Genomic DNA, 22,274 nt, shown 5'->3' with positions numbered 1-22,274 from the left:
TCATGCTGATCGCGGCCCGCCCTGCCTCGCGTCGGTCAGGGGGACCAGGACCCGCCGGTAGTTGGACCTAGGACCATCGCCGGTTTCGAAGATCTAGGAGGTCCGTCACATATATGGTCAATCGCAGTCAAACCGGAGCAAGACGCGAGGATGGTCATGCCAGCAGACTGGGCACCGCAGGGCATCGACGTCAGCAAGCCCAGCATCGCCCGGGTCTACGACGCGGCGCTCGGCGGCAAGGACAACTTCGAGGTCGATCGGGTCGTGCTGGCGCAGCTCTCCGAGGGCCTGCCGGAGGTCATGAGCATGGCCCGGGTCAACCGGGCGACCCTGGGCCGGGGCGTGCGGATCATGGCGGAGCAGGGCATCCGGCAGTTCCTCGACCTGGGCGCGGGCCTGCCCTCCGCGGACAACACCCACACCGTCGCGCAGCGCATCGCCCCGAGCTCGCGCGTGGTGTACGTGGACAAGGATCCGATCGTCCTCGCCCACGGCCGGGCCCTGCTGGCCGAGGACGACCGCACCGCCGTGATCACCGCCGATCTGCGCGAGCCGGCGAGCATCCTGGAGCATGAGGACGTCCACCGGCTCATCGACTTCGACCAGCCGGTCGGGATCATGCTCGTCGCGATCCTGCACCACCTGCACGACGACGAGGACCCCAAGGGGCTCGTCGACGCCTACATGGACGCCGTCCCGGCAGGCAGCCATCTGTTCATCACGCACTTCTGCAACTTCGGCCCGGTGGCCGAGGCGTTGCAGGAGAAGTTCCTGCGGCTCCTGGGCACCGGGCGCTTCCGCACGCCCGAAGAGATCACCGCCTACTTCGACGGCTACGACCTGCTGGAGCCCGGCGTCGTTCCCAACCCGTACTGGCGCCCGGACGAGCCGCCGGCCGCCGCGCTCACCATCGCGCAGCAGCTTCACTACACGGGGCTGGGCCGCAAGCGTTAGCACGGCGGGCCGTTAGCCTGGTCAGGCTATGGACCAGCTGGCCACCCCATGGGGCGACTTCACGCTCGCGCGCTTTCCGGACAATCCGCGGGACGACCTGCGGGCCTGGGACGCCTCCGACGAGTACCTGCTCCGGCACCTGGACGAGGAACGAGCCGATCTCTCGGGCTCGGTGGCCGTGGTCGGAGATCGCTGGGGCGCGCTGGCCACCGCGCTGGCGGCGTTCCATCCCGCCCAGATCTCCGATTCGTTCCTGGCGCAGTCGGCCACCAGGGCGAACCTGGAACGGAACGCCGTCGACCCGGGCGCGGTGCGGCTCCTGACCACCAGGGACGCTCCGCCCGAACGCGTCGACGTCCTGCTGGTCCGCGTCCCCAAGAGCCTCGCCCTCCTCGAAGACCAATTGCACCGCCTCGCGTCCGCCGTCCACGAACGGACGGTCGTCGTCGGCACGGGCATGGTCAAGGAGATCCACACCTCGACGTTGCAGCTCTTCGAGAAGCTCATAGGCCCGACGCGTACCTCCCTGGCGGTCAGGAAGGCCCGGCTCATCTTCAGCACACCTGACCTGAGCATTCCCAGACGTCCCAGCCCGTGGCCCCACACCTACGCTCTGCCGGAGGGCGTCGGCATCGCGTCGGGACGCACGGTGGTCAACCACGCCGGGATCTTCTGCGCCGACCGCCTCGACATCGGCACCCGCTTTTTCCTCCAGCATCTTCCCCAAGGCGGCGACTATGGCCGCATCATCGACCTGGGCTGCGGCAACGGCGTCGTCGGCCTGACCGCCTCGCTGGCGCACCCGCGAGCGGAAGTGCTCTTCGTGGACGAGTCGTTCCAGGCCCTCGCGTCCGCCGAGGAGACGTACGACGCGAACGCCGAAGGGAAGGCCGAGTTCCTCGCGAGCGACGGGCTGTCGGCCGTTCCCGCCAAGTCGGCCGATCTCGTCCTCAACAATCCGCCGTTCCACTCGCACCAGGCGACCACCGACGCGACCGCCTGGCGCATGTTCACCGGTGCGCGCAAGGTGCTCCGCCCGGGCGGCGAGCTCTGGGTCGTCGGCAACCGGCACCTCGGCTACCACGTGAAGCTCCGCCGGATCTTCGGCAACTGCACGACGGTGGCCGCCAACCCCAAGTTCGTCGTCCTGCGGGCCCGCGCCTGACACCTCCGCGTGCGCCCGCGATCAGGGAGTGGGCTGGGGGCCGCGCACCGGAAGGAGTTCCGGGCGCTTGGCGACGCGGCCGTCCGCCGACGAGCGGCCGCGCAGGCGGCGCACGACCCAGGGGCCGAAGAAGCTGCCGACCCAGATCGCCTCGGTGCCGGCGCGGCGCAGGGTGCCGATGGGCGCCCGCGGCGGGAGCGGCCGGGTCCATGTGTCGTCGCTGCCCGGCAGGCCGAGGGCGTGGGCCGCGGCGGCGGCCATGAGGGCGTGCCCGAGCGGTGCGGCGTGGATCCGGTCGGGGCTCCACAACCGCGCGTCGCAGGTCACAGCGTGCGGGAACGTGTCGACGACGGCCACCCCGTGCCGTTCCGCCGCCGTCCGGATGCGCGCGTTGAGGTCCAGGACCCGAGGCCGCAGCCGCGCCGTGATCGGCGCGATCTTCGCGATGTCGGGGAAGGTGAACGTGACCACCCGGGCACCCTGGCCGGTCAGCGCCGCGTACATCGCCTCCAGCTCGCCCGCCACCGCCGCCGCGTCGAAGCCGGGCCGGACCAGGTCGTTCATCCCCGCCATCACCGAGGCGAGATCCGGCTTGAGGGCGAGCGCCGGGGCGAGCTGCTCGGCGCGGACCTGGGCGGCGAGCTTGCCGCGCACCGCGAGGTTGGCGTAGGTCACCGCGGGCTCGGTGGCCGCGATCAGCTCGGCCAGGCGGTCGGCCCAGCCCCGGTAGCCGGTCGTCTCGTCCCCGTCCTTGAGCCCCTCGGACTGGCTGTCCCCGATCGCGACATACCGCAGGTAGGACACGGCGCACCCCTAGTCAAAAATTCGACTAATCAACCTGCGCGTCATCGTACGACAAATCGGACGCCGACGGCGAGACGGGAGAGGTGATCGGGACGTCGAGAAGGTGGGCCGGAATGGCGAAACCGTCCACCAGGGTGCGGGCGTGCGGGCGGATCTGCTTGCACAGCTCGTTGACCGTCTCGACGAGGGCCTTGGCGGTGGCCGGGCTGAGGCGGCCGTGTTCGAGGAACCAGGCGCGGTCGGCCTCGATCGTGGACAGCACGTACAGGTCGCACACCCGGCCCAGCAGTTCGGAGGCGGACTCGTCGCAGCGGTCCAGGGCGGCGACGAACGCCTCCAGGACGATCCGGTCGACGTGGACGCGGGCGGCGCGCAGCACATGGTCCTGGGCGTCGTTGAACACCTCGAACGGGTCGGCGTCATCGGCGGCGGCGCGGCGCAGCCGCCGGGCCAGCCCCTCCAGGACGTGCTTCTCCCTGTCCTCGAAGGCCTGGAGCTGCCAGGCCCGGTCCAGCAGGTCGGCCTCGCTCGGCTCGCCGCGCGCGGTCAGCAGCCGGGCGATCGTCGAACGGGCCGCGGTGCGTTCGATCAGCGCCTCCGCGAACTGCTCGGCGACGAAGCGCGCCAGCCCGAGCGTGCCGAGGTCGTCCACGTCGTGCTGGAAGCGGGTGAGCAGCCCCTTCGCCACCAGCTGGAGCAGGACCGTGTTGTCGCCCTCGAACGTGGTGAAGACATCGGTGTCGGACTTCAGCTGCGGCAGCCGGTTGGCCGTCAGGTAGCCGGCGCCGCCGCAGGCCTCGCGGCAGGCCTGGATGGTCTGCGTGGCGTGCCAGGTGGCCACCGCCTTGAGCCCGGCGGCCCGGGACTCCAGCTCGCGCTGCCGCCAGTCCTCGACCTCATCGCCGTCGTCCTGGTCGCGCAGCGCCGCCGTATGGATGTCGTGCAGGGCCGTGACCAGCTCTTCTTGGGCGAAGTGCAACGCGTAGGTGGTGGCCAGCGCGGGCAGCAGCTTCCGCTGGTGCGCCAGATAGTCGAGGATCGGGACCTCGGTGCCGGTGCCGGGTCGTTCGAACTGGCGCCGCGCCTCGCCGTACCGGACGGCGAGGGCGAGCGCGGTCTTGGACGCCGAGCCCGCCCCGCCCGCGATGCTGACCCGGCCGCGGATCAGCGTGCCGAGCATGGTGAAGAACCGCCGGGCCGGATTGCCGATCGGGCTGGAGTACACGCCGTCGGCGTCCACGTCCCCGAACCGGTTGAGCAGGGCCTCGCGCGGGACGCGGACGTGGTCGAAGTACAGGCGCCCGTTGTCGACCCCGTTCAAGCCGCCCTTGCGTCCGCAGTCCTCGATCCGCACGCCCGGGCACGGCCGTCCCCGATCGTCGCGGATCGGCACCATCAGCGCGTGCACGCCCTGCGACTCGCCGCCGACGATCAGCTGGGCGAACACCACGGCCATCCGGCCGTCGCGGGCGGCGTTGCCGATGTAGTCCTTGCGGGCGCTCTCCACCGGTGTGTGGACGACGAAATGCCCGTCCTCGTACGTCGCGGTGGTCTCCAGGTGGGCGACGTCCGAGCCGTGCCCGCCCTCGGTCATCGCGAAGCAGCCGAGCAGGTCCAGATCCATGACCGCGCGGAGATGGCGGCGGTGGTGGCGTTCGGTCCCCAGTGCCTCGATCGCCCCGCCGAACAGCCCCCACTGGACCCCGGCCTTCACCAGCAGCGACAGGTCGCCGAGCCCGAGCATCTCGAACGAGACCACCGAGCCGCCGATGTCGCCCTCGCCGCCGTACTCCTTGGGAAAGCCCTGCCCCGGATACCCGCTCGCGGCCAGCGCGCGCAGCTCCTCCAGGACCCGGACCCGCTGCTCCTCGACGTCGCCCGTCTCCCCGGCGGGCGGCTCGAGGTCCTGCATCCGCCGGCGGGCGGTCTGCCGGACGGACTCCCACCGGCCGTCCAGCACCCGGCGGAGCGCCTCCGCGTCGACCACGTCCTCCAGGGGCGAGAGCTTCACCTGGACCACCCTCCCAGCCGTACGGGTTCTTCCTGCGTACAGGCTGCCTACCCGCCAGTAGCGCATCCATGTCGCCACCCCGGGTCGGCCGGGTCACACCCCTCTCGGCGGGCGGGCGTCAGGGGGTGGGGTGCCGCCCGAAAAGGCGCTCGATGCTGCGGCGTTCGCGCTTGGTGGGACGGCCCGCGCCGCGAGCCCGGACGGCGACCGGCATGGTCGCCTCGCGCGGCGGGGGCGGCGGGCTCTTGTCCACATAGCATTCGACGGCCACGGGAGCGCCGACGCGCTTGGTGATGATCCGGGAGACGACCACGATCCGCTCCCAGCCCTCCTGCCGGACCCGCACCTCGTCGCCCACCCGCACCGTCTGGGAGGGCTTGGCGCGTACCCCGTTCACCCGCACGTGCCCGCCACGGCAAGCGGTGGACGCCATCGAGCGGGTCTTGGCCAGCCGTACCGACCATATCCAGCTGTCGACGCGCGCGCTCACCTGCTCCTCTGCCATCCCGCCACTGTAATGCGACGCCGCAAAAGGGTGGGAGGCCGAAGCAACGTGTACAGCGTCATGGTCCGCTTTCCGGGAGTCGGTGGAACGACAACTCGGCGGCCCTTCCTCCCTGTGAGAGGAGGAAGGGCCGCCGAGCGTAGGCGGGCCTACTTGAGGGAGGCGGGCACGTCGGCGGCGTCACCGATGTCGGTGAGGTACTTGGCGTACTCCTTGACGCCGGCCTTGGTGACCAGCCTGCCCTGGAGGACCTCGTCGGCCGCCACCTGCTTGCCGGCCAGGACGTCGCCGGCCAGCGTCATGAACCGCTGGCCCAGGGCGAATGGCGACTCGGCGTTGGTGGAGTGCATCTCACCGGCGGCGACGGCGGCGAGGGCGTCGGAGATGCCGTCGTTGCCGACGAGCTTGACCTTGCCGGCCAGGTTGCGGGCCTTCAGCGCCGACAGCGCGCCCATGGCCATCTCGTCGTTGGCGGCGTAGACGCCGTCGATGTCGCCGTTGGCCTGGAGGACGTTCGTCATCACGTCGAGGGCCTTGGCGCGGTCGAAGTCGGCGGCCTGCTTGGCCACGACACGGATGCCCTTGTGCTTGGAGATCTCCTCGTTGAAGCCCTTGCTGCGGTCCTGCGCGACGTTCGTGCCGAGCAGGCCCTGGATCTCCACGACCTTGCCCTTGTCGCCGACGGCCTCGGCCAGCGACTTGGCGGCGTTGCGGCCGGCCTGGACGGCGTCGTAGCCGACGAACGAGGCCAGCTTGCCGCCGGCGGGCCGGCGATCGAACGCCATCACCGGGATGTTGGCGGCGTTGGCCTGGGTGACCGACGAGGTCGCCGACTGGGTGCTGACCGGGTCGATGATCAGCACGCCGGTCTGCTTGGAGATGGCGGTGGTGGCCTGGTTGAGGGCCGCGGCGTCGGAGTTGTTGGCGTTCTGCACGCTCAGCTTGATGCCCAGCTTGGTCGCCTGGGCCTGGGCGCCGTTCTTGACGCTCACGAAGAACGGGTTGTTCAGCGTGCTCATGATCACGGTGGCGTCCTTCTTGCCGGACGCCTTGCCGGTGGATCCGCTGGCGCTGTCACCGGCGCGGCTGCACCCGGTGAGGGCGAGGGCGGCGGCGGCCGATATCGCGACGGCGGCGCGGGTCGTACGGGCGACGCGCATGTGGGCTCCTTCAGGGGTGTTCTTGCTGCGGGGTGGACGAGGTCAGGCCTTGACGGCGGTATCGGCGGTGGCCGGGGTCGGTGCGGCGGGGCCGGAACGCCGTGGCAGCAGGGCGCGCAGCACGTCGACGTTGCGGTCGAGGAAGACGGCGAGCAGGATGACCAGGCCCTTGACGACGCTCTGCAGGAACGGCGAGACGTCCAGCAGGTTCATCCCGTTGTCGATGACCCCGAGCACGAGGGCGCCGACGAGCGTGCCGAGCAGGGTGCCGCGGCCGCCGGCCAGGCTGGTGCCGCCGATGATCACAGCGGCGATGGCCTCCAGCTCCAGGCCGGTGCCGGCGGTCGGCTCGGCGGTGGACAGCCGGGCGGTGAGGATGAACCCCGCCAGCGCCGCCAGCACCCCGCTGATCATGAACGCGAGGATCTTGACGCGGTCGGTGTGGATGCCCGAGAGCCGGGCGGCCTCGGGGTTGTCGCCGGTGGCGTAGACGTGCCGGCCGAACCGCGTCCGGGCGAGCAGGAAGCCGAACGCCGCGAACACCGCCAGCATGATCACCACGGGGACGGGGATGCCGGCGAGCTTGCTCTGCCCGATGCCCTGGAAGTCGTAGTCGGTGACGGCGACCGGGTTGCCGCCGGTGATCTGGAGGCTGAGTCCCGACAGCACCGACATGGTCGCCAGCGTCGCGATGAACGACGGCATCCGGGTCTTGGTGACCAGCAGCCCGTTCACCAGGCCGACCCCGGCGCCGACGCCGAGCCCGGCCGCCAGCGCGGGCAGGAGCCCGTAGTCGCGCAGGGTCATCGCGGTGACGACGGCCGAGAAGCCCAGCGACGCGCCCACCGACAGGTCGATCTCGGCCAGGATGATCACGTAGCTCTGCCCGACCGCGAGCAGCGCCGCGACGGACGTGGCCAGCCCGACGTTCATCAGGTTCGTGTGCGTCAGGAACACCGGGGAGGCGAAGGTCAGGATGATCCCGACCAGCAGCAGCATCCAGACCGCGCGCAGCCGGCGCGCGGCGGAGGCCGCGTTCGAGAGCCGCGACGGGGTCGCCGGGCTCGGGACGGTCGAGGTCATGCGGCACCTACCAGTGCGTGTTCGAGGATGGACTGTTCGGCCACGTCGTCGCCGGTGAGCTCGGCGACCAGCCGCCCGTCGCGCATCACCACGACCCGGTCGGACATGGCGACGAGCTCGGGCAGGTCGGAGCTGACGAGCAGGACGGCCACGCCGTCGGCGGTCAGCCGGTTGATGATCCGGTAGATCTCGGTCTTGGCGCCGACGTCGACACCGCGCGTCGGCTCGTCCATGAGCAGCACTCGCGGACCGGTCATCACCCACTTGGCGAACAGGGCCTTCTGCTGGTTGCCGCCCGACAGCGAGCCGACCGGGATCGACGGCGACGCCGCCCGCACCCGCAGGTCGGCCATCACCGCGCCGGTGGCGGCGCGCTCGCTGCCGCGCCGCACGACCTCGGCCGTGCTGAAGCGCTCCAGCGAGGCCAGCGACACGTTCGCCTCGACGGACTGGTTCATGGCCAGCCCCTCGCCGGACCGGTCGGGGGTCAGGTAGGCGATGTGCCCGCGGATCGCGTGCCGCGGGCCGCGCGGCCTGACCGGCTCGCCCGCGACGCTGACGACGCCGGCCGTCAGCGGGTGGAGCCCGAACAGCGCGCGGAGCAGCTCGCTGCGCCCGCAGCCGACGACGCCGCCGATGCCGACCACCTCGCCGGCCCGCACGTCCAGGTCGATGTCCTGGAAGGCGGCGCCACCGGCGGCCCCGCCCGTGCCGGGGGTCGCCGCTCGGGTGCCGCCGGTGGCGCCGCGCACCCGGAGCACGACCTCGTCGGTGGCGTTGCGCTCCTTGGGATAGAAGTCGTCCACCGCGTTGCCCACCATGGCGGTGACGACCTGGTTCGCGTCGAGCAGCCCGGTCGGCTGGTCGAGGGTCACCTTGCCGTCGCGGAGCACCACCATCCGGTCGGAGAGGTCGAACGCCTCGTCCAGCCGGTGCGTGATGTAGACGATCGTCACGCCGGTCCGCTTCAGCCGCCGCACCTGCTCGAACAGCCGCTCGGACTCGCGCTCGTCCAGCGCCGCGGTCGGCTCGTCCAGGATCAGCAGCCGGGGCTTGTGCGTCATGGCCTTGGCGATCTCGACCATCTGCCGTTCGGCGACGCTCAGCTCGCCGACCGGACGGCGCACGTCGACGGTCATGCCGAGCTCGGCGAGCGCCGCCGCGGAGGCCTCGGCCATCCGCCGCTTGGCCACGTTCACCCGGCCGAACCGCCGCTCGCGGTCCAGGACGTGCATGTTCTCCGCGACGCTGAGGTTCGGGAACAGGTTCTGCTGGAACTCCTGGTAGATGACCTCGATGCCGTGGGCCATGGCGGCCTGCGGATCCTTCAGCGCCGTGGCCTCCCCGTCGATGCGGATCTGGCCGCCGTCGGGCTGGTGGGCGCCGGAGATGATCCGCGTGAGCGTGGACTTCCCGGCCCCGTTCTCGCCGCACAGCGCGACGACCTCGCCCGGCTCCATCGCGAGGCTGACGCCCCGCAGCACGTGGTTCTCGCCGAACGACTTGTGCACGTCGACAAGCTGGATGCGCATGTCGGTCTCCCCGTCAGTAGACGACGCCCGCGGTGAGCAGCACGTTGGCGTACGGGGTGAACTCTCCCGACCGCACCGCCGCCCGAGCCGCGCCCGTGGCCTGCTTGAACTCCGTGTGCGGGACGAACCGCGGCGTGACGCCGAGGCGCTCGAACCGCTTCTCGATCTCCGCGAGCATCTCCGGACTGTGATCCCGGATCTCCGCCGACATCAGGACCCCCTCGACGGAGAGCTCGTCGAGGACGACGTCGAGCAGGTCGAGGAAGCGCGGCAGGTTCTCCCGCACCGCCAGGTCGACCCGTTCCACCCCGGCGGGGATGGGCAGCCCGGCGTCGGTGACCACCACCTGGTCGGTGTGCCCGACCTCGGAGATCACCCGGGCCAGCTGGCCGTTGAGCGTGCCGTTGTTGCGCCTCATCGGGCGGCTCCTTCCATGGCTGTGTCCGTGCTGCCGGTGCCTTCGCCGCCGGTCTCGGTGCTTTCGCCCCTGGTCTCGATCAGTGCGTCCACGTCCGCCCGGCCGGGCAGGGACGGGCTGGCGCCCGGCCGCGTCGTGGCCAGCGCTCCGGCGGCCATGCCCCGCCGGATGGCACGTTCCATCTCCGCCCCGGCGGCGAGCGCCGCGCCGAGCGACCCGGTGAAGGCGTCACCGGCGGCGGTGGTGTCCACGGCGGTCACCTCGTAGGCGGTGAACAGCCGGGTGCGCTCCCGGGTGACCGAGACGGCGCCCGCCGCGCCGAGCGTGATGAGCGCGTGCTTGACGCCGCGGTCCAGGAACCACCGCGCCGCCTGTTCCGCGGACGCGGCGTCGGTGACCTCGACGCCGGTCAGCGCGGCCGCCTCGCTCTCGTTCGGGGTGATCACGTCCACGTACTGCCAGATGTCGGCGGGCAGCGGCTGCGCCGGAGCCGGGTCGAGCACGACCGTCAGGCCCGCCGCCGCGCCCGCCTTCGCCGCGTGGAAGGTCGTCGCGACGGGCACCTCCAGCTGGAGGAGCATCACCCCGACCTCGCCCCGGGTCGCGCGAATGCTCTCGTCGACCATCTCGACGCTGAGATCGGCGTTGGCGAGGGGGGTGATGACGATGTCGTTCTCCCCGGAGGCGTCCACGCGGATGTGCGCGACCCCCGTCCGGCCCTCGACGGTCCGGACCTCGCCCAGCTCGACGCCGTGCGAGCGCAGGCCGTCCAGCACGATGTCGCGGAACGGATCCCGGCCGACGCATCCCGCCAGCCACGTCCGCGCCCCCGCCCGGGCGGCGGCGACCGCCTGGTTGGCGCCCTTCCCGCCGAGGACGAGGGTGAAGTCGTCGCCGAGCACGGTCTCGCCGCGGCGCGGCAGGCGGGTGCTGAACGCGGTCACGTCCGCGGTGATGCTGCCGACGACGAGAACACCGTGGGGTGCCATCGCGGTCCTCCTGTTCCAGCCGATCGAGGCATGAGTGAAGAGAGGTCACGGCGGGGTGCCGTGTCCTTGGTGGGGTGGAGTTGTGGGTCGGAGCGCGGCCGGTCAGACGCCGACCGGGTGCCAGACGGTCTTGATTTCCAGGAACGCGGTCATGCGTTCGGTGCCGGGGGTGGCGGCCCAGTCGTCGCCGGCCGGGCGAAGGACGCGTTTGAGGTTGCCGGTGGCGGCCTGTTCCAGAGCCTTGACCTGGTCGTGGGGGGTGCCAGCGAGGTCGATGGCGTTCACGTCCATGTGGGAGGCGAGCCACGGCGCGAGTTCTGCGCGGTTTCCGGTGAGGACGTTGAGGACACCGGCGGGCAGGTCGGAGGTGGCCAGGACTTCGGCGAGGGTGATGGCGGGCAGGGGAGCGGGTTCGGACGCGACGACCACGCAGGTGTTGCCCGAGACGATGGCCGGGGCGACGACGGAGACGAGGCCGAGCAGCGGGGAGTCGGGGGCGATGACGGCGACGACGCCGGTGGGTTCGGGGGTGGAGAAGTTGAAGAACGACCCGGCGACGGGGTTGGCGGAGCCGGTGACGGTGGCGAGCTTGTCGGCCCATCCGGCGTACCAGACCCAGCGGTCGATGGCGGCGTCGAGTTCGGCGTTGGCGGCTGCTTTGGCGAGGCCGGTGGCGCGCAGTTCGTCGGTGAACTGGGCGCGGCGGCCTTCCAGCATTTCGGCGATGCGGTAGAGGATTTGGCCGCGGTTGTAGGCGGTGCGTGCGGACCAGCCGCCGAAGGCTTTGCGTGCGGCGGTGACGGCGTCGCGTGCGTCTTTTCGGGAGGCTTGGGAGGCGTTGGCGAGGAAGTTGCCTTTGCCGTCGTTGACCACGTACGACCTGCCGGATTCGGAGCGGGGGAAGGCGCCCGCGATGAACAGCTTGTAGGTCTTGCGGACGGCGAGTCGCTCAGACATTGAGGTAGGCCTCCAGTCCGTGCCGGCCGCCTTCGCGGCCGAAGCCGGACTCCTTGTAGCCGCCGAACGGCGACGCGGGATCGAACTTGTTGAAGGTGTTGGCCCAGACGATGCCGGCGCGCAGGCGTTCGGCCATCCAGAGGATGCGCGAACCCTTCTCGGTCCAGACCCCGGCCGACAGGCCGTAGGGGGTGTTGTTGGCCTTGGTGATCGCCTCGTCGGGGGTGCGGAAGGTCAGCACCGACAGCACCGGGCCGAAGATCTCCTCGCGGGCGATGCGGTGCGACTGGGCGACGTTGGTGAACACCGTCGGGGTGAACCAGAATCCGCGCTGGGGCAGTTCACATGCCGGTGACCAGCGAGTGGCGCCCTCGGCTTCACCCGCCTGGGACAGCTCCTGGATCTTGGCGAGCTGTTCGGCGGAGTTGATCGCGCCGATGTCGGTGTTCTTGTCCAGCGGGTCACCGACGCGCAGCGTGGCCATCCGCCGCTTGAGCCGCTCCAGCAACTCCTCGGCCACCGACTCCTGCACCAGAAGACGCGACCCGGCACAGCACACGTGACCCTGGTTGAAGAAGATCCCGTTGACGATGCCCTCGACCGCCTGATCCAACGGCGCGTCGTCGAAGACGATGTTGGCGGCCTTGCCACCGAGCTCCAGCGTCAGCTTCTTGGGAGTGCCCGCGACCGCCCGAGCGATCTGCTTGCCCACCTCGGTCGATCCCGTGAAGGCCACCTTGTCGATGCCGGGATGCTCGACCAGCGCCCGGCCGGTCTCGCCGGCGCCGGTGATGATGTTGACCACGCCCGGCGGCAACTCGGCCTGGCGGCAGATCTCGGCGAACGCCAACGCCGTCAACGGCGTGGTCTCAGCGGGCTTGAGCACCACGGTGTTGCCGCACGCCAGCGCCGGAGCGATCTTCCACGCCAGCATCAACAGCGGGAAGTTCCACGGAATCACCTGACCCGCCACACCCAACGGCTTGGGATCGGAACCGAACCCGGCATGCCCCAGCTTGTCAGCCCACCCCGCGTAGTAGAAGAAATGCGCCGCGACCAACGGCAGATCGACATCCCGCGACTCACGGATCGGCTTGCCATTGTCGATCGACTCCAGCACCGCCAGCTCACGCGACCGCTCCTGAACGATCCGCGCGATCCGGAACAAATACTTGGCCCGCTCCCGACCCGGCATCGGACCCCACACCTTGTCATAGGCCCGGCGCGCGGCGGCCACCGCCCGATCGACATCGGCGGCGGTCGCCGTGCCGATCTCGGCGAGGACCTCCTCGCTCGCAGGATCGATCGTCTTGAACGCGGTCCCGCCGGCCTCGGTGAACTCGCCGTCGACGAACAGCCCGTACGACGGCTGGATGTCGACGATGCTCCGCGACTCGGGAGCCGGGGCGTACTCCAGATCCATGATCAATCCAAGGTGAAGTAGTCGGGACCGGAGTAGACCCCGGTCGTGAGCTTGCGGCGCTGCATCAGCAGATCGTTGAGCAGCGTGGAGGCGCCGAGGCGGAACCACTCCGGGGTCAGCCAGTCGGATCCGGCGGTCTCGTTCACCAGCACCAGATACTTGATCGCGTCCTTGGTGGTCCGGATACCGCCCGCCGGCTTGACCCCGACCATGCGCCCCGTCTCGTCCCGGAAGTCACGCACCGCCTCCAGCATCACCAGCGTCACCGGCAACGTCGCCGCCGGGGAGATCTTGCCCGTGGAGGTCTTGATGAAGTCGGCGCCCGCCAGCATCGCCAGCCACGACGCGCGCCGCACATTGTCGTAGGTGACGAGCTCACCGGTCTCCAGGATCACCTTCAGATGCGCGCCATGCCCGCCGTTCACCGAGCCGCCGCACGCCTGCTTGGTCGCGACGATCTCCTCGTAGACCTTGGTGTAGTCCCCGGCCAGGAAGGCGCCCCGGTCGATCACCATGTCGATCTCACTCGCGCCCGCCTGCACCGCCGCCCGCGTGTCGATCAGCTTGGCCTCCATCGGCGCCCGTCCCGAAGGGAACGCCGTGGCCACGCTCGCCACGCCGACGCCCGTCCCCTTGAGGGCCTCGACCGCCACGCCGACCATGTCGGGATACACGCACACCGCCGCCGCCTTGGGCGCACCCGGATCGGCCGGATCCGGGTGCGCCGCCTTGACGCACAACGCCCGGACCTTGCCCGCCGTGTCGGCGCCCTCCAGGGTCGTCAGATCGACCATCGAGATCGCCAGATCGATCGCCTCGGCCTTGGCGGACGTCTTGATCGAACGCGTCGCCAGCCGCGCGGCCCGTTCCTCCGCCCCGACCTGGTCGACGCCCGGCAGCCCGTGCAGGAACGCGCGCAGCTCGGCCGACGATCCGGCCTCTACCGTCGTGGTCACGGTCATCGGTTCCTTCCCGTTCGACGGGTTGCCGGGCCGTGCGGTCCCGGGGGCGGCGCGGTCGACGCCCGTTCGATGATCTTGATGCCCAGCACGATGCGCCGGGGGAGGTCCTGGGTCTCCTCGTCGCCGAACCGGTGCAGCAGCAGCCGCATGGCGAGCACCCCCTGCTCGACCATCGGCCGGTCGACGACCGTCAGGGCGGGCCTGAGCAGCGGACCGGTGTCGAGGTCGTCGAAGCCGATCACGCTGATCTGGCCCGGAATGTCCACCCGCATGTCGTGCAGCGCCTTGAGGGTGCCCAGCGTCGTGAGGTTGCTGGCGGTGAAGATGGCGGTGGGCGGCTCGACCAGCGAGAGCAGGGCCAGCGTGAGCTGGTACGCGCGTTCCTCGCGGAAGTCGCCGATCAGATCGAGCTCCGGCGGCATCTCGATCCCGGCGGCCTCAAGGACCTCCATGAAACCGGCCCGGCGGTAGCGGCCCGGCGTGGACTCCTGGCCCCCACTGATCATCGCGATCCGGGTGTGACCGAGCGCCAGCAGGTGCTCGGCGGCCTTCCGGCCACCCTCCAGGTTGTCGACGAGCACCGCGTCGAAGCTCTCGCCATCGGCGAGGTCACGGTCGATGAAGACCACCGGCACCCCGCTGTCGCGCAGCTCCAGCGGGGCCTCCTCGTGCTCGGTGACGGGGGCCAGGATGATCCCGTCCACCTGGCGCGCCATCTCGGCGAGCAGTTCGGCCTCGCGCTCGGCGCTCTCGTCCGTGTTGGCCAGCAGCAGGCGGTACCCCCGCTCGCGGCTGACCGACTCCATGCCCTTGACGACCGCCGCGAAGTAGGGGTTGGTGATGTCGGGCACGACCACCCCGATGGCCCGCGTGCGGCCGGACTTCAGGGACTGCGCCGCGAGGTTCGGCTGGAAGCCCAGCTCATCCACGGCGGCCCGGATCGCCTCGGCCGACCGGACCCGCTGCCCCCGCAGGAACCGCGAGACGGTGGCGGGCGAGACTCCGGCCCGTGCCGCCACATCGTGGATGGTGGCCACATCAGCTCCTGCCTGTTGCGTACGTCACTGAAATCGATGTCAGAGAATGATTGCAGCAGCCATGTCCCGGATGTCAAGCATGCCCAGGAAGATTGTTTTGGCCGCCCGGCACGGCTCTGACCTCGTCAACCTCGACGGCACGGCCGCTCCCAGAGGCGATGCGGCCCATCTCGACGCCTAGAACAGAAACCGATTTCAGTAGCCACACTCGTTGCGAAGAAATTAGTTATGCGGATAACATTATGCACATAACCAATTCAGGGAGACCCCATGGATCTCGCGTACGCCGACGACCTCAACCAGGCCATCCGCCTGCTGAGCCTGCGCCACCGGGCCAGGGCCGCGACGCTGCTGGCCCCGCTCGGCCTGCACCCCGGACAAGAGGCGCTCCTGCTCGAACTCGCTCGCACGGGCCCGATGATCCAGTCCCGGCTCAGCGAGGCGCTCGGCTGCGAGCCGCCCAGCGTCACGCGCATGACCGGCAAACTCGAAGCCGCCGGCCACCTCCGCCGCGCACCGGCCCCCGACAAGCGCGCCACAACCATCGAGCTCACCGACAGCGGCAAGGCTCTCACAGCCCAGATCGAGCAACTCTGGCAAGCCCTGGCCGAGGAAACAGCGGCCGGCCTGCCCGCCCAGACGCGGGCAGAACTGCCCGGCATCCTCCGGACCTTGACCGGCAACGTGGACCGCGGCACAACGTTGACCGGTGAGTACGAACCGAGCGCGTTGGACTGGGTCCGCGAGCACGTCGAGCAGATCATGCGCACCGGCACGACCGACGGCGTCACGATGAGCGACCGGCCCACCGTCCTGATGACCTACCGGGGCGCCAAGACCGGCAAGATCCGCAAGACCCCGCTGATGCGCGTCGAGCACGGAGGCCGCTACGCGGTCGTCGCGTCCATGGGCGGCGCGCCGACCAACCCACAGTGGTACGCCAGCCTGCTGGCCGAGCCGCTCATCGAACTCCAGGACGGCACAGAGACCCGGGCCTACCGGGCACGCGAGCTGTCCGGAGACGAGAAGGCCCTCTGGTGGCGCCGGGCCGTCGACGCGTTCCCGGATTACGCCGAGTACCAGCGCGGAACCGACCGCGAAATCCCGGTCCTCGTCCTGGAACCGGTGCCTCGACCCTCGGATCACTTGCCTGCCGGAATGTAGATCAATTTGTGGAAGGTGTCGTGGTCCGCATAACCGGTCGCGGCCTGGCCGTGTTCCTTCTGAAAGCGCTGAAGCTTGCGCGTGGTGCGATCGCCTTGATAACCCGTGATCGGCAGGTCGTCGTTGTACTTCCATTTGTTGAGCAGGACCTGGACGGCCTTTACGCAGTCGTTCTTACTTCCGTGGCGGGTGGACGCGGAAGACATGTACAGGCTGTGCCAGGTGGCCGCGCCGACATTTCCGTCCGCGCCCTGGTCCACATGGTGCTTGGCCTGGAGATTCTTGACCGCCTGAAGGGTCTGCGGGCCGAATCGCGAGGGCGTCTTCAACGTATGTCCCTCGCAGTTCAGCATCCACTGCAGGGCGCGGACGTTCTCGTTCACCTGCCCATACCGAAGAATCGGGTGAGGCCCAAGCCCATTGTTGGAGTAAGGATGGGTGTCGGCCGACGCCGGTATGGCCGTTCCACCCACCACGATCCCAGCGGCAGCCAGCCCCGCGATCGCCACCCGCTTGATCTTCATTCGCCCTCCCGAACGCTTCTGATGACGTCAGGGTTAGAGGACGGATGACCATGAATTGTTCGCACCGATATTCCGGCGGCCTTGAGGATGGCCCGCGCGAGGGCGTCCGGAGTGAGCGCGCTGACCAGGCGCGAGGAAGCCCCACGTGGAATGAGGGCCCACCACTGCCGGGTGTGGATGCCCCACCAGCAGGAGACACCCGGAAAGCGCTGCCGTACCTCGGCCACCGTCATCTCCCGGGCCGGGATGACGCCCCATGCGGCCGGAAGCCACCGTCCAAGAAGGAGCGCGATCGTCTCCGCCGCGGCAGCCGGATCGTGGTGCGTTCCGAGCAGGATGCCGGTGCTCGTCCGATACCACCACTCGTCCGCGCGACCACCGGGATCGACGGCGATCGTCTCGCCGATGTGAGCGGCGGACGGCAGGTAGACCCGCAGCCCGGGGCGGTCGTCCGCGTAGCGGGGGAGCGTCGCCAAGCCCTTGCGCGCGAGCGCGTCGGCGAGGCGGTCCAAGTGCAGGATCGGGGAAGGGGCCGCGCGGACGGTGCACCCCGGGCGATCACCGGCCGCCCGGCCCCTTTTCGCCCGGCCGAACCACGCGCGCCAGCGGCTCGGCCGCCGTTGCGTCATCACCGGGTCCTCCGTTCGCGTTCGGCGTCGAGCGCCTGCCGCAGGTCGGCGGCGCTGTCGCGGATCACGGTCGGATCGACGCCCGCCCACGTGTCGCGGAGGGTCGCGACCCAGTCGCCCGGGAGGCCGTCGTACCGCGTCGATCGCCAGATGCGGTGACCGGGGAAGTCGGCGCGGAGCCGGGAGAGCGTCTGGTCATCGGGGTTCGTGTACATGGTCAGGCCTCACAGGTCGGCAACTCTGGGTTACTGACCACAAGCTTGCTGTGATCGCCGTACGCTCGGAAAGAGCAAGAAGCCCACCGTCCGAAAGCCCCTGTCGGCCGTTGGAAACCGCCCCCGGTTTCGAATCATCGGAGTGCCCGATGCCCCGTCGCCCCCGTGACCCTGGTGTCCCGCAATCACCAACCGAATACTTCGGTACCGAGCTCCGCGCCTACCGCGAGGCGGCCGGTTTGTCCCGTCCGCAACTCGCCGAGCAACTCGGCTACACGCCACAGTGGATCGGCCAGGTAGAAGCGGGCAAGAGCACTCCGTCCGAGGATTTCGCCAAGGACTGCGACACGTTCTTCCAGACGAATGGAACATTTCACCGAATCTGGACGTGGATCCAGTTGCTCGGGCGCCTGCAGCTCCTCCCGCCTGGCTTTCCTGACTTTCTTGAGCACGAGGCCGAGGCGACGGTGATGCACATCTTCGAGACCATGGTGATCACGGGCCTTTTCCAGACTCGTACGTACGCCTACCAGGTGTTGAAGGCGGGACGAACCTCAGAGGTGGTCGAGCAACTCGTCACGACACGAATGGAGCGCCAAGAGCTCCTTGAAGGCGAGGCCCCGCCGCACATCGTTGCCGTCTTCGACGAAGGCGCGGTACGACGTCCCGTCGGTGATCGAGGAGTCATGCGCGAGCAGATTCAGCGGCTCATCGAGTTGGCCGAGCGGCCGAACATCACACTGCAGATCGTTCCGGCCGACAGAGGGGCGTATGCGGGGCTTCCCGGAGCGTTCACGATCATGGGTTTTGACTGTGATCCCGAGGTGGTTCATGTCGGCGGCCACATGGGCGCACAATTGATCGAGCACACCGACGGCGTTCGTGGGTATGCGCTACGGTTCGATCTGATCAGGGGGGCGGCGATGTCCGCGGATGACACCCTGAAGCTGCTTCGCTCGATCTTGGAGAGCATATGAGAACCACAGATCTCTCGACGTTGAAGTGGCGGAAGAGCAGCCGCAGCGATGACACGGGCGGTCAATGCGTTGAGGTTGCCGATCTTGATGCGAGCGTCGCGGTGCGGGATTCCAAAGATCCGGACGGGCCTCGGCTGGTGTTCGGGGCGGCGGACTGGGGGGCGTTCGCCCAGCGGATCAAGGACGGCGGGCTCGACCTCTGAGGCGGGCGGTCACGGCTGTTTGATGAGGATGGCGCGGGTGTACAGCAGGTCGAAGCCTTGGCGCTGGGCGTTCTGCTGAGATTTGGACGCGGGCTGCGTGGTGACGACGGCGACGTCGCATCCCGCGGCCGAGGCGTCCGCGAGGCGGGCCGAAAGTAGCGCCGTCTGGACGCCCCGCCGCCGGTGGGCGGGTGCGGTCGCGGCGCCGGTGAGCTGGGCGATGCCGTCCGCCATGCGGATGCTGGCACCACCGGCGGCCTCACCCGCGCGCAAGGCGATGTAGCGGCGGACGCCGGCGGCGGTGGTGAGGTCCCGTACTGCATTGCCGATGATCTCGCGCGGGAAGTCCTCGTGCGAGGGAAGCCCCTGAGCGTCGGGGTGGGCGAATCCGTCCACCACGACATCGAGCCAGGCCTGAAACTCATCGTCCCCGCTGAGCCGAATCTCGATCCCTGGCCCGGCACTGGGCTCGCGTCCGCTCTGCAACGAGAGTCCGAGGACGTTCTCGAACGACGCCAGCCGATATCCGCGCTGGGACAGAAGCTCGCCGATCTCGGGGTCCACAAGATGGGCCAGTTCGACCTGCACCGCGGCACCCCGCGCGCCGAAAGCCCGCTCGATCTCGTCCAGCTCGGCCGTCGTCGGCACGCCGCCGAAGCCGAGCCCCGCGACCTTGTTGAACGGGGAGTTCTCCTCCGCGAAGCTCGCCACCCCGCCGGCGATCGGGAGCACGAACCCATCGGGATCGCGGCGGCGGGCGGCCTCGCTGCCCCTGGCGATGAGTTGCGCCTCCGCTCGCTCGATGCGCTCCGCCAGCGCGGTGTCGCAGAACAGCGGGATCCGGTCGCCGATCATGTCAGCCTTCCCCCCATAGGCAGATGACGGTCGGCCCATGCACGGCGACCAGCACCAAGGACCTTCCGACCATAAGCGGCGGGTACGGGTCGGCTCCACCGCATTTCAGCGGTGTTCGGGGTTCTCGAAGTCGAAGCGGCAGCCCGCATCCCATTCCGAGTGCTGGTTGCCGTGGGCGGGGACACCGCCCGCGTCCTTGAGGATCCGCGCCAGATGCAGAAGATTCCAGGTCATGAACGTGGTGTTGCGGTTGGTGAAGTCGTTCTGCGGCCCGCCCGAGCCCGGATCGAGATAGGACGGCCCGGGACCCGCCTCGCCGATCCAGCCCGCGTCCGCCTGCGGCGGGATCGTATAGCCCAGGTGTTGAAGGCTGTAGAGGACGTTCATCGGCGACCATGACCCGCTCCTGAAGGGCCGGTCACTCATCCGACGGCCACCCGTGCTCGGTCATGTCCGGCCACACGCCGGTGGCGATGTCGTGGTCCACCGCCCGGATGTGGTCGACCCGTACGCCCTGCTTCTCCATGATGTGCGCGCTGAGATCGATCAGCCCCTGCGTGTTGCTGGGCTCGGGCGAGCGTTTGAGCGTGCAGTTGATGAACAGCGCACGCAGATCGTCGTGCGTCGGCATGCCTCGTGACCTCCTTCGACGACCGGCGACATCGTCATTGAGCGAGCACAAACCGGGCTGGGCGCCCGATACAAAATTGGGTGCCCAGCCCCTCGTCGGCCAGAACCGGCTCTGGCTCGAACCGGTCGCGCTACCCGGCGAGCTGTTCAGCGGCCTGCCACCGCTCCTGGCCTTTGCTGGCCGCCGTCATCAGAGGTTGAGGCTCAGGACGCGGTCGACGGTGATCTCGATGACGACCAGGTCCGGCGGGGCAGGCGGGCGCATGCGGTAGCGGGCGGTGTAGAGGCGGACCGCCTCGGCCAGGCGCGCGGGGTCGTCGGTGACAACGGCCCGGCCTTCGAGGGTGACCCAATGCATGCCGTCCACCTGGCAGAGCGCGGCCCGTCCCCCCGCCGACACGTTCCGGACCTTGCGCGTCGCCGCCCGGGTGGTCACCCGCGCCAGGCCGGTGGCCGCGTCGAAGGTGAAACGGACGGGGGTGACGTGCGGGGGGCCGTCGGGGCGAAGAGTGGTAAGGGTGGCAGTCCGGGGCCGGCTGAGGAACGTCCGTGCACCGGCAGGGAGCGTCGCCAAGCTCACTTCTTCTTCACGCCCTCGTTCCAGATCAGCTTGGCGATGTTGGGCTTCACGTCCGTGGTGATGACGCCCATGGCCGTACGGATGTACCGCCGCTCCTCCAATTCGCGCAGCATGCTCGCGGCCAGGTCGGCACGGGCGGTGAAGACGCCGTCGGCGCAGCGGAAGATCAACGCGCACCTGTCGGTCACCTGCACCGGCCCCGGGTGCCGGAGCGACGCTCGTCACGGTCAGTTCACGGATGACCGACGGCCGCCGGGCGGGCAAGGCCAGTTCGAGCCGAGGCTCCGGCAAGGCCCGGACGGGCGGCGACCTCGCCTGTGTGAGGAGCAAGCGCGCCTACCGGGCCGTGGGCCTGGTGGTCATCAAGTTCCCGCCGAGGTACAGCCCCCCGTCGGCGACCGGGCACCCGCGCAGCATCGCCAAGGCTTTCAAGAAGAACGGTAAGGGCATCTGTGTCAAGCCCTGACCGGGCATTTCAATAAGGCTTACCCGAAGCTTCCATGGCGGCGCACCGGCCAGGCAAACGCTTGCCGGCCAGGTGTCCGGCCGGGCTTCGGGTAAGCCTTTATGCTGGAATGGCCATTCGTGGCCAGTTCGCCCCTGCTGTCGAGAAGATTCGAGCGAGCCGGGGTCAATGGTGCCGTATTTGATGCCCAAAGGCCGCAGCGACCTCGTCGTCTCTCAGTCCGGCCGGCGTCACCAGCAGCGCATCCCGGTCACCAGTTGCCGGCCGGGCCGCAAGCGCATGGGGCGACGGCTGGGTCGATTCCGGCTACCTCTTCGCCCGTGAGGGCGGCTCAGCGTCCCGCACACGTGACTGACCAGTTCGAGCGGCTGGACTTCGAGGCCGGGCTGCCGCAGATCCGGTTGCACGACCTGCGGCACGGCGCGGTGGCCCGGCACCTGAAAGCCGGCGCCGAGATGAAGATCGTGCAGGCGATGCCGCGGCACGCCGGCATGACCACCACCAGTGCTACTCCGGGGGGAGTACCTCAGGAGTCAACCGTGGTACGACGCGTGCTCCCGCGTGGGCCTGCCAACGTGGAGGCCATGAGACACCGCACGTTGCAGGCCAACGGCATCGACGTCCATATCGCCGAAGAAGGAGACGGTCAGGCTGCTGACCGGTCTGCCCGCCCTGGGCGCCACCCCCGTCCGGCAGCCGGTGCTGTTCGCCGCCGGCGAGATGGACACCGCCGCACGTTTCATGGACACCGACGCCATGCGCCGGTACGTGCCGAACCCGCGCGACCCGGTCGTCCTGCCCGGCTGCGGCCACTGGCCGCAACAGGAACGTCCCACCGAGGTCAACGCGCTCCTGATCGATTTCTTGTCAGGATGCAAGTGACCAGCGACCATGTTCTTGCCCCTGCCGCGGGTGTACCACCGGGGTTGAGGTCGTCTCGGGCACATGATCGTCCCCAGGCCGGAACGACGAGCGAACATGGGGTTGGGATCGGTCAAAAGTGACCGGGAACACTTTCGGCTCTGGCGAGA

Annotated in this window: 27 protein-coding genes; 7 read left to right on the top strand and 20 right to left on the bottom strand. The window is 69.6% G+C overall.

All coding sequences use genetic code 11. The features are described from left to right. The first annotated feature begins 156 nt into the window (after positions 1-156). Both ACGFNU_RS31560 and ACGFNU_RS31555 read left to right on the top strand, forming a co-directional pair. Positions 157-954, top strand: a complete 798-nt coding sequence (locus ACGFNU_RS31560; RefSeq protein WP_392599492.1) for an SAM-dependent methyltransferase — start codon at positions 157-159, stop codon at positions 952-954. Positions 955-982: 28 nt separating this feature from the next. Beyond that, on the top strand, positions 983-2,119 hold the full coding sequence (locus ACGFNU_RS31555) for a methyltransferase (protein ID WP_392599490.1): 1,137 nt from the start codon (positions 983-985) through the stop codon (positions 2,117-2,119). A 21-nt stretch (positions 2,120-2,140) separates the two neighbouring features. Here the strand turns inward: ACGFNU_RS31555 and ACGFNU_RS31550 are convergent, their stop codons facing one another. The 12 genes from ACGFNU_RS31550 to ACGFNU_RS31495 all read right to left on the bottom strand — a co-directional run bounded on the left by ACGFNU_RS31550 (position 2,141) and on the right by ACGFNU_RS31495 (position 15,000). Then, positions 2,141-2,923, bottom strand: coding sequence for an SGNH/GDSL hydrolase family protein (locus tag ACGFNU_RS31550; RefSeq protein ID WP_392599488.1), 783 nt, complete (start codon positions 2,921-2,923; stop codon positions 2,141-2,143). A 25-nt stretch (positions 2,924-2,948) separates the two neighbouring features. Further along, on the bottom strand, positions 2,949-4,934 hold the full coding sequence (locus ACGFNU_RS31545; protein ID WP_392599486.1) for an acyl-CoA dehydrogenase: 1,986 nt from the start codon (positions 4,932-4,934) through the stop codon (positions 2,949-2,951). Positions 4,935-5,052: 118 nt separating this feature from the next. After that, positions 5,053-5,439, bottom strand: coding sequence for an RNA-binding S4 domain-containing protein (locus ACGFNU_RS31540; protein WP_392599484.1), 387 nt, complete (start codon positions 5,437-5,439; stop codon positions 5,053-5,055). Between the two features lie 149 nt (positions 5,440-5,588). Further along, positions 5,589-6,599, bottom strand: coding sequence for a substrate-binding domain-containing protein (locus ACGFNU_RS31535; RefSeq protein WP_392599483.1), 1,011 nt, complete (start codon positions 6,597-6,599; stop codon positions 5,589-5,591). A 42-nt stretch (positions 6,600-6,641) separates the two neighbouring features. Further along, positions 6,642-7,682, bottom strand: coding sequence for an ABC transporter permease (locus tag ACGFNU_RS31530; protein WP_392599481.1), 1,041 nt, complete (start codon positions 7,680-7,682; stop codon positions 6,642-6,644). Beyond that, a complete protein-coding gene (locus ACGFNU_RS31525; RefSeq protein WP_392599479.1) occupies positions 7,679-9,214 on the bottom strand; it encodes a sugar ABC transporter ATP-binding protein in 1,536 nt (511 codons plus the stop codon). Before ACGFNU_RS31525 ends, ACGFNU_RS31530 begins: the two co-directional genes overlap by 4 nt. Before the next feature lie 13 nt (positions 9,215-9,227). After that, positions 9,228-9,632 (bottom strand): D-ribose pyranase, encoded by a 405-nt coding sequence (gene rbsD / locus ACGFNU_RS31520; protein WP_392599478.1) that lies wholly within the window; start codon positions 9,630-9,632, stop codon positions 9,228-9,230. Further along, positions 9,629-10,621, bottom strand: coding sequence for a ribokinase (gene rbsK, locus ACGFNU_RS31515; RefSeq protein ID WP_392599476.1), 993 nt, complete (start codon positions 10,619-10,621; stop codon positions 9,629-9,631). Before rbsK ends, rbsD begins: the two co-directional genes overlap by 4 nt. Positions 10,622-10,723: 102 nt before the next feature. Next, on the bottom strand, positions 10,724-11,578 hold the full coding sequence (locus ACGFNU_RS31510; RefSeq protein WP_392599474.1) for an aldehyde dehydrogenase family protein: 855 nt from the start codon (positions 11,576-11,578) through the stop codon (positions 10,724-10,726). Beyond that, on the bottom strand, positions 11,571-13,001 hold the full coding sequence (locus tag ACGFNU_RS31505) for an aldehyde dehydrogenase family protein (protein WP_392599472.1): 1,431 nt from the start codon (positions 12,999-13,001) through the stop codon (positions 11,571-11,573). The genes ACGFNU_RS31510 and ACGFNU_RS31505 overlap by 8 nt, the downstream gene beginning before the upstream one ends. A gap of 2 nt (positions 13,002-13,003) precedes the next feature. Next, positions 13,004-13,963: a deoxyribose-phosphate aldolase gene (gene deoC, locus ACGFNU_RS31500; protein ID WP_392599471.1), complete on the bottom strand. Its 960-nt coding sequence runs from the start codon at positions 13,961-13,963 to the stop codon at positions 13,004-13,006. After that, positions 13,960-15,000 (bottom strand): LacI family DNA-binding transcriptional regulator, encoded by a 1,041-nt coding sequence (locus tag ACGFNU_RS31495; protein ID WP_392599469.1) that lies wholly within the window; start codon positions 14,998-15,000, stop codon positions 13,960-13,962. The genes deoC and ACGFNU_RS31495 overlap by 4 nt, the downstream gene beginning before the upstream one ends. A gap of 270 nt (positions 15,001-15,270) precedes the next feature. On the opposite strand from ACGFNU_RS31495, the gene ACGFNU_RS31490 reads away from it, so the two are divergent. After that, positions 15,271-16,164 (top strand): nitroreductase/quinone reductase family protein, encoded by an 894-nt coding sequence (locus ACGFNU_RS31490; protein WP_392599467.1) that lies wholly within the window; start codon positions 15,271-15,273, stop codon positions 16,162-16,164. Here the strand turns inward: ACGFNU_RS31490 and ACGFNU_RS31485 are convergent. Genes ACGFNU_RS31485 through ACGFNU_RS31475 form a run of 3 tightly spaced genes read right to left on the bottom strand, consistent with a single transcriptional unit; the run spans position 16,143 to position 17,532 of the window. Continuing rightward, positions 16,143-16,688, bottom strand: coding sequence for a peptidoglycan-binding protein (locus ACGFNU_RS31485; protein WP_392599465.1), 546 nt, complete (start codon positions 16,686-16,688; stop codon positions 16,143-16,145). The two genes, ACGFNU_RS31490 and ACGFNU_RS31485, sit on opposite strands and share 22 nt — an antisense overlap. Then, positions 16,685-17,317, bottom strand: coding sequence for a hypothetical protein (locus tag ACGFNU_RS31480; protein ID WP_392599463.1), 633 nt, complete (start codon positions 17,315-17,317; stop codon positions 16,685-16,687). The genes ACGFNU_RS31485 and ACGFNU_RS31480 overlap by 4 nt, the downstream gene beginning before the upstream one ends. Beyond that, a complete protein-coding gene (locus tag ACGFNU_RS31475) occupies positions 17,317-17,532 on the bottom strand; it encodes a hypothetical protein (protein WP_392599462.1) in 216 nt (71 codons plus the stop codon). Before ACGFNU_RS31475 ends, ACGFNU_RS31480 begins: the two co-directional genes overlap by 1 nt. A gap of 149 nt (positions 17,533-17,681) precedes the next feature. On the opposite strand from ACGFNU_RS31475, the gene ACGFNU_RS31470 reads away from it, so the two are divergent. Continuing rightward, positions 17,682-18,509 carry a Scr1 family TA system antitoxin-like transcriptional regulator gene (locus ACGFNU_RS31470; RefSeq protein ID WP_392599461.1) on the top strand — a complete coding sequence of 276 codons (828 nt, stop codon included), beginning with the start codon at positions 17,682-17,684 and terminating at the stop codon, positions 18,507-18,509. After that, entirely contained in the window at positions 18,506-18,712 is a 207-nt protein-coding gene (locus tag ACGFNU_RS31465; RefSeq protein ID WP_392599460.1) for a DUF397 domain-containing protein, read from the top strand. Before ACGFNU_RS31470 ends, ACGFNU_RS31465 begins: the two co-directional genes overlap by 4 nt. A 9-nt stretch (positions 18,713-18,721) precedes the next feature. Here ACGFNU_RS31465 and ACGFNU_RS31460 read toward each other — a convergent pair whose 3' ends face one another. From ACGFNU_RS31460 to ACGFNU_RS31440, 5 genes are all read right to left on the bottom strand, one after another. Beyond that, on the bottom strand, positions 18,722-19,567 hold the full coding sequence (locus ACGFNU_RS31460) for a GNAT family N-acetyltransferase (protein WP_392599458.1): 846 nt from the start codon (positions 19,565-19,567) through the stop codon (positions 18,722-18,724). A gap of 105 nt (positions 19,568-19,672) precedes the next feature. Continuing rightward, positions 19,673-19,954, bottom strand: coding sequence for a hypothetical protein (locus tag ACGFNU_RS31455; RefSeq protein ID WP_392599456.1), 282 nt, complete (start codon positions 19,952-19,954; stop codon positions 19,673-19,675). Positions 19,955-19,985: 31 nt separating this feature from the next. After that, complete coding sequence (locus tag ACGFNU_RS31450; RefSeq protein ID WP_392599455.1) at positions 19,986-20,198, bottom strand: hypothetical protein; 213 nt, start codon at positions 20,196-20,198, stop codon at positions 19,986-19,988. A 189-nt stretch (positions 20,199-20,387) separates the two neighbouring features. Then, positions 20,388-20,771 carry a pyridoxamine 5'-phosphate oxidase family protein gene (locus tag ACGFNU_RS31445; RefSeq protein WP_392599454.1) on the bottom strand — a complete coding sequence of 128 codons (384 nt, stop codon included), beginning with the start codon at positions 20,769-20,771 and terminating at the stop codon, positions 20,388-20,390. 2 nt (positions 20,772-20,773) lie between these two features. Beyond that, complete coding sequence (locus ACGFNU_RS31440) at positions 20,774-20,971, bottom strand: hypothetical protein (protein ID WP_392599452.1); 198 nt, start codon at positions 20,969-20,971, stop codon at positions 20,774-20,776. Between the two features lie 44 nt (positions 20,972-21,015). Here ACGFNU_RS31440 and ACGFNU_RS31435 point away from each other — a divergent pair, with 44 nt between their 5' ends. Both ACGFNU_RS31435 and ACGFNU_RS31430 read left to right on the top strand, forming a co-directional pair. Continuing rightward, positions 21,016-21,243 (top strand): hypothetical protein, encoded by a 228-nt coding sequence (locus tag ACGFNU_RS31435; protein ID WP_392599450.1) that lies wholly within the window; start codon positions 21,016-21,018, stop codon positions 21,241-21,243. 699 nt (positions 21,244-21,942) lie between these two features. Then, positions 21,943-22,125: an alpha/beta fold hydrolase gene (locus tag ACGFNU_RS31430; RefSeq protein WP_392599448.1), complete on the top strand. Its 183-nt coding sequence runs from the start codon at positions 21,943-21,945 to the stop codon at positions 22,123-22,125. The last annotated feature ends 149 nt before the right edge of the window (positions 22,126-22,274 follow it).

Origin of the sequence: Spirillospora sp. NPDC048911, assembly GCF_043198015.1 — a bacterium.
In the GTDB taxonomy this organism is placed as follows: Bacteria; Actinomycetota; Actinomycetes; order Streptosporangiales; family Streptosporangiaceae; genus Spirillospora.
Note: the sequence above shows the minus strand (reverse complement) of the source record. Positions and strands in the feature narration are given on the sequence as shown.

Excerpts from the sequence above, each read along its gene's own strand:
- ACGFNU_RS31560 (WP_392599492.1), top strand. The coding sequence starts at position 157 with ATGCCAGCAGACTGGGCACCGCAGGGCATCGACGTCAGCAAGCCCAGC.
- ACGFNU_RS31555 (WP_392599490.1), top strand. The coding sequence starts at position 983 with ATGGACCAGCTGGCCACCCCATGGGGCGACTTCACGCTCGCGCGCTTT.
- ACGFNU_RS31540 (WP_392599484.1), bottom strand. The coding sequence starts at position 5,439 with ATGGCAGAGGAGCAGGTGAGCGCGCGCGTCGACAGCTGGATATGGTCG.
- ACGFNU_RS31535 (WP_392599483.1), bottom strand. The coding sequence starts at position 6,599 with ATGCGCGTCGCCCGTACGACCCGCGCCGCCGTCGCGATATCGGCCGCC.
- ACGFNU_RS31530 (WP_392599481.1), bottom strand. The coding sequence starts at position 7,682 with ATGACCTCGACCGTCCCGAGCCCGGCGACCCCGTCGCGGCTCTCGAAC.
- ACGFNU_RS31525 (WP_392599479.1), bottom strand. The coding sequence starts at position 9,214 with ATGCGCATCCAGCTTGTCGACGTGCACAAGTCGTTCGGCGAGAACCAC.
- rbsD (WP_392599478.1), bottom strand. The coding sequence starts at position 9,632 with ATGAGGCGCAACAACGGCACGCTCAACGGCCAGCTGGCCCGGGTGATC.
- rbsK (WP_392599476.1), bottom strand. The coding sequence starts at position 10,621 with ATGGCACCCCACGGTGTTCTCGTCGTCGGCAGCATCACCGCGGACGTG.
- ACGFNU_RS31510 (WP_392599474.1), bottom strand. The coding sequence starts at position 11,578 with ATGTCTGAGCGACTCGCCGTCCGCAAGACCTACAAGCTGTTCATCGCG.
- ACGFNU_RS31505 (WP_392599472.1), bottom strand. The coding sequence starts at position 13,001 with ATGGATCTGGAGTACGCCCCGGCTCCCGAGTCGCGGAGCATCGTCGAC.
- deoC (WP_392599471.1), bottom strand. The coding sequence starts at position 13,963 with ATGACCGTGACCACGACGGTAGAGGCCGGATCGTCGGCCGAGCTGCGC.
- ACGFNU_RS31490 (WP_392599467.1), top strand. The coding sequence starts at position 15,271 with ATGGATCTCGCGTACGCCGACGACCTCAACCAGGCCATCCGCCTGCTG.
- ACGFNU_RS31485 (WP_392599465.1), bottom strand. The coding sequence starts at position 16,688 with ATGAAGATCAAGCGGGTGGCGATCGCGGGGCTGGCTGCCGCTGGGATC.
- ACGFNU_RS31480 (WP_392599463.1), bottom strand. The coding sequence starts at position 17,317 with ATGACGCAACGGCGGCCGAGCCGCTGGCGCGCGTGGTTCGGCCGGGCG.
- ACGFNU_RS31475 (WP_392599462.1), bottom strand. The coding sequence starts at position 17,532 with ATGTACACGAACCCCGATGACCAGACGCTCTCCCGGCTCCGCGCCGAC.
- ACGFNU_RS31470 (WP_392599461.1), top strand. The coding sequence starts at position 17,682 with ATGCCCCGTCGCCCCCGTGACCCTGGTGTCCCGCAATCACCAACCGAA.
- ACGFNU_RS31465 (WP_392599460.1), top strand. The coding sequence starts at position 18,506 with ATGAGAACCACAGATCTCTCGACGTTGAAGTGGCGGAAGAGCAGCCGC.
- ACGFNU_RS31460 (WP_392599458.1), bottom strand. The coding sequence starts at position 19,567 with ATGATCGGCGACCGGATCCCGCTGTTCTGCGACACCGCGCTGGCGGAG.
- ACGFNU_RS31455 (WP_392599456.1), bottom strand. The coding sequence starts at position 19,954 with ATGAACGTCCTCTACAGCCTTCAACACCTGGGCTATACGATCCCGCCG.
- ACGFNU_RS31450 (WP_392599455.1), bottom strand. The coding sequence starts at position 20,198 with ATGCCGACGCACGACGATCTGCGTGCGCTGTTCATCAACTGCACGCTC.
- ACGFNU_RS31435 (WP_392599450.1), top strand. The coding sequence starts at position 21,016 with ATGACCGACGGCCGCCGGGCGGGCAAGGCCAGTTCGAGCCGAGGCTCC.